General features: G+C 67.2%; 5 protein-coding genes. 2 read left to right on the top strand and 3 right to left on the bottom strand.

Annotation, left to right across the window (positions count from 1 at the left end):
* Nucleotides 1-82: 82 nt before the first annotated feature.
* Entirely contained in the window at nucleotides 83-736 is a 654-nt protein-coding gene (locus ACPXB3_RS18980; RefSeq protein ID WP_425704471.1) for a CE1759 family FMN reductase, read from the bottom strand.
* The gene (locus ACPXB3_RS18975; RefSeq protein WP_425704470.1) at nucleotides 733-1,860 is read right to left on the bottom strand and encodes an LLM class flavin-dependent oxidoreductase; all 1,128 of its coding nucleotides are present in this window, start codon (nucleotides 1,858-1,860) and stop codon (nucleotides 733-735) included. Before ACPXB3_RS18975 ends, ACPXB3_RS18980 begins: the two co-directional genes overlap by 4 nt.
* 131 nt (nucleotides 1,861-1,991) lie before the next feature.
* On the opposite strand from ACPXB3_RS18975, the gene ACPXB3_RS18970 reads away from it, so the two are divergent.
* Both ACPXB3_RS18970 and ACPXB3_RS18965 read left to right on the top strand, forming a co-directional pair.
* Nucleotides 1,992-2,525 carry a hypothetical protein gene (locus tag ACPXB3_RS18970; RefSeq protein ID WP_425729033.1) on the top strand — a complete coding sequence of 178 codons (534 nt, stop codon included), beginning with the start codon at nucleotides 1,992-1,994 and terminating at the stop codon, nucleotides 2,523-2,525.
* A gap of 149 nt (nucleotides 2,526-2,674) precedes the next feature.
* The gene (locus ACPXB3_RS18965) at nucleotides 2,675-3,235 is read left to right on the top strand and encodes a DUF4190 domain-containing protein (RefSeq protein ID WP_425729031.1); all 561 of its coding nucleotides are present in this window, start codon (nucleotides 2,675-2,677) and stop codon (nucleotides 3,233-3,235) included.
* Nucleotides 3,236-3,363: 128 nt separating this feature from the next.
* Here the strand turns inward: ACPXB3_RS18965 and ACPXB3_RS18960 are convergent, their stop codons facing one another.
* Complete coding sequence (locus tag ACPXB3_RS18960) at nucleotides 3,364-3,708, bottom strand: hypothetical protein (protein ID WP_425704467.1); 345 nt, start codon at nucleotides 3,706-3,708, stop codon at nucleotides 3,364-3,366.
* Nucleotides 3,709-3,943: the final 235 nt, after the last annotated feature.

The following is a 3,943-nucleotide window of genomic DNA, read 5'->3' as shown; positions in this document are numbered from 1 at the left end:
CATTCGTCTGGACGAAAACCGCCGAACAAATCCTCGCGAAAGCCTACCGTCCAACAACTTCAAACACGCCGCACTAGCAGATTCAGCCGACGCCGCCGAGCAGCCGCGCGAAATTCGCGATGCCCGCCGACTCGGCGTCGGATATGGCGTTCCGACCGGGACCGGCCGGCTCGGCCCGCGGCGTCGCCCGCCGTTGGGCGCCGACGTCGAGGAGTGCCGCGAGTTCACGTGCGGCACGGCCGATCCGGTCGCCCAGGCTTGCCGTGTCACCGGAGCCGCCAGCCCAATCCTCTGCGGCCGCATACACTCCCGTCGGTACGGCCACCGTGCGCAGATAGCCGAACAACGGCCGCAGGGCGTGATCGAGGACCAGCGAATGTCGCGGACTGCCACCGGTTGCGGCGATCAGCACCGGCTTGCCGGTCATCGCGTCGACGTCGACGAGATCGAAGAAGGACTTGAACAATCCCGAGTAGGACGCGTTGAAGACCGGGGTCGCCACGATCAGGGCGTCGGCGTCCCCCACGGTGTCGACGGCCGCGCGGGCCGCACCGGAGGCGAAGCCCGCGGCCATGGACCGCCCGAGGTCGACCGCGAGGTCGCGCAGATCGATCGTCGTCGTCGCCACCCGGTCCGCGCCGAGCGCGGCGGTAACCGCGGCGCTCAGCCGGTCGGTGAGCATCCGGGTCGACGAGGGCTCACCGAGCCCGGCGTTGACCGCCACGAGCCGGATCATGCCTGCACCTCCTGCGTCTGCTCCGATGAATCATTCTCGCGCGCACCGCTTCCGGCGTTGCGGGCGGCCACCAGCGCGGCGTGCGTCGGCGCATCGGGTACGTCGGCCGGTCGGCCCTGCGCGAAGCCCTTGCGCAACTCCGGCAGCACCGCGCCGAGCTCGTCGAGTTGCTCGAGCACCGTCTTGAGTGGCAGACCCGCGTGGTCGACGAGGAACAGCTGGCGCTGATAGTCGCCGAAGGTCTCGCGGAACGACAGGGTGCGGTCGACGAACTGTGCCGGACTGCCCACGGTCAGTGGCGTCTCGCGGCTGAACTCCTCCAGCGACGGACCGTGTCCGTAGACGGGTGCGTTGTCGAAGTAGGGCCGGAACTCCTCGACGGCGTCCTGGGAGTTCTTGCGGATGAAGAACTGTCCACCCAGACCGACGATGGCCTGATGGGCCTTGCCGTGTCCGTAGTGCTCATAGCGCTCGCGGTAGAAGTTGATCAGCTGCCGGGAATGCTCTGCGGGCCAGAAGATGTGGTTGGCGAAGAAGCCGTCGCCGTAGTAGGCGGCCTGCTCGGCGATCTCCGGGCTGCGGATCGAGCCGTGCCACACGAACGGCGCGACGTCGTCGAGCGGACGCGGCGTCGAGGTGAACGACGTGAGCGGGGTACGGAACCGTCCTTCCCAGTCGACGACGTCCTCGGTCCACAGCCGGTGCAGCAGATGGTAGTTCTCGATCGCCAGCGCAATGCCCTGCCGGATGTCCTGGCCGAACCAGGGGTAGACCGGGCCGGTGTTGCCGCGTCCGAGCATGAGGTCGACCCGGCCGTCGGCCAGGTGGGCCAGCATCGCGAAGTCCTCGGCGATCTTCACCGGATCGTTGGTGGTGATCAGCGTGGTCGCCGTGGACAGCTGCAACCGGGCGGTCTGTGCGGCGATGTAGGCCAGGGTGGTCGTCGGCGAGGACGAGAAGAACGGCGGATTGTGGTGCTCACCGAGGGCGAACACGTCGAGACCGATGTCCTCGGCCTTCTTGGCGATCTCGACGACGGCCTTGATGCGCTCGTGTTCGGTCGGCGCGACTCCGGTCGTGGGATCCACCGTGATATCGCTGACGCTGAAGAGTCCGAATTGCATGGCACGCCTCCTGTGGGTGGAAGAACTGTCATCGGAGGTAACCGGACCACGGTCCGGTTAATTCCCGCCCGAGTCTTGCGGCCGATAGGGCTGTTGACCTGCGTCAGTTAGTGTGGGCTTACCAATCCTCGATGGGAGACAAGATGATGAAGCTTCGGAAGTCCGTGGCCGCGGCCGCCCTGGCCGGTGCTGCCGTCCTCACCGCCGCCGCGTGCTCGAACGACGACAACTCCTCCGCCACGACCGCGAGCACCACGACTGCGGCCACCACGACTGCGGCCGGCACCGAGTCGAGTGCCGCCGGCACCTCGGGCAGCGCCGCGCCCGCACCGGCCGATCTCAACGCCGCCGCGGCCCAGGCCATCCTCGACAAGGCGCTGAACCCCGATACCTCCAGCGCCGATCTCGACAGCGTCGTCGACACCGGAAACCCGCTCACCAAACCGGCCATCCAGGCATTTGCCAAGGGGTCCACGCACATGGGCTACACCTACAAGGTCACCAAGGTCGCAGCCGACGGCAACGACGCGGCGCTGGTCACCTTCGACGTCGGTGGCCCCCACTCGGCCGCCGGGCTCCAGATGAAGTTCGTCAAGGTCGACGGCAACTGGAAGCTCAGTGGCGACGCGGTCACATTCCTGCAGTCGTTTTCCGGCGGCCACTGACCTCACTGCTTCTCCCGTCGGCGCCGCAACCAGACACCGCACAACCAGACACCGCGCAGCTTCGGGCCCACCCGTCGCACCCGGTCGCCTACCATGGCGGCATCAGCACCGGAGCTCGTTGGGCCGGACACAGACACCAGGGAGGCATCGTGGCGACGGATCAGCGAACTCATCCGATCGCACCGAACGCGACCGACCGGCATCTGCGCTGGCCGCTCGTCGACGATCTCGAGGACGACCCGATCGAGGTCCGGCCGATGGCGGCGCCCGAAATGGCCGGCGAGAATCGGCGCACGGGTTACGGCTCACCGGACTGGCTCGACGTGGCCCGGGCCGAAGGTCCGCTGCCCGCGGTCGGCGACATGTGGGGACGCGAAGTTCTCGATGCGCCATTGGTCGCCGGCCCCGTGATCGCCCGGCCCCACACCGCCGGGCCGGTGAGTTATCCGCGCACCCGGACGACTCCGGCCGCGACGGCCTCGATGGTGTGTGGCCTCGCGGCGGTGCCGCTGACGGTGGCACTCGGGCTCGGTGGACTGCTCGGCGTCGTGGCCGTCGTCCTGGGCGTGGTCAGCATCCGCACGATCCGCCGGGAGCCGGGATGCCGCGGTACCGGCCAGGCATTGACCGGGGTGGTGCTGGGAACCGGAAGCGCCGTGATCGGACTACCCATCCTGGCGGCCGTGCTGATGGTGGGCGCGCTGTTCTGACGTTCCCCGATTCCCCTTGTGTTGTAGACCCCTTGTGCCGTAGATCCTTGTGCCGTAGATCGGGGTCACCCGGCGACACCGATCTACGGCACCGGATCGTCTACGGCACCGGATAGTCGGGCGTCGGATCAGCCGGCAACCTGCAGATGATTCGCCGACGGCGGCAGGTGCCGGGCGAGCCAGGTGACGATCTGGTCGAGATTGCGTCCTTGCTCATCGGGATCGGTGATGTCGGCGAGCGCCGGGATCGAGTGCAGTATCGCGGCGTAGAACGCCGCCTCGTGAGACATACCGTGACGTCGCAGCACCGGCTCGTATGAATCGATGGCCGCACCGAGTGCACCGTAGGTCACCATCCGGCCGCCGAAACGAACCGCGGGGAGCGACGGCGTCGTCTCCGCGCGGCTACAGATGTCCGCCAGCAACTCGTTCATGTAGTACTCCCCGCTCCGGCTGGTCGCAGTCGTCGTCATCCCTTGATCAACCTCCCCGTCAATCCAAGGACCGTTGCGTTACTCAGCATCGCCCCACAGGCGACGAAGCGAGTAGCACACAGCAGACTTTGTGACGTATCACATAACGGGTCGGCGTCTACTCGAGACGTTAGCCGAGGGAACGGGCGAAGGGATCGATGTTGTTGAGGCTGATGTGAAAGCGGAATACGGCTGTGACACGAGTGCAGCTGAGCCGTCCCGCCCGACGAGAGCC

Source organism: Gordonia sp. DT219, from assembly GCF_049847065.1.
Classification (GTDB): domain Bacteria; phylum Actinomycetota; class Actinomycetes; order Mycobacteriales; family Mycobacteriaceae; genus Gordonia.
Note: the sequence above shows the minus strand (reverse complement) of the source record. Positions and strands in the feature narration are given on the sequence as shown.

What these genes read in the sequence shown, in the direction of transcription:
- ACPXB3_RS18975 (WP_425704470.1), bottom strand. Translation starts at nt 1,860, where the DNA reads ATGCAATTCGGACTCTTCAGCGTCAGCGATATCACGGTGGATCCCACG.
- ACPXB3_RS18960 (WP_425704467.1), bottom strand. Translation starts at nt 3,708, where the DNA reads ATGACGACGACTGCGACCAGCCGGAGCGGGGAGTACTACATGAACGAG.
- ACPXB3_RS18970 (WP_425729033.1), top strand. Translation starts at nt 1,992, where the DNA reads ATGGGAGACAAGATGATGAAGCTTCGGAAGTCCGTGGCCGCGGCCGCC.
- ACPXB3_RS18980 (WP_425704471.1), bottom strand. Translation starts at nt 736, where the DNA reads ATGATCCGGCTCGTGGCGGTCAACGCCGGGCTCGGTGAGCCCTCGTCG.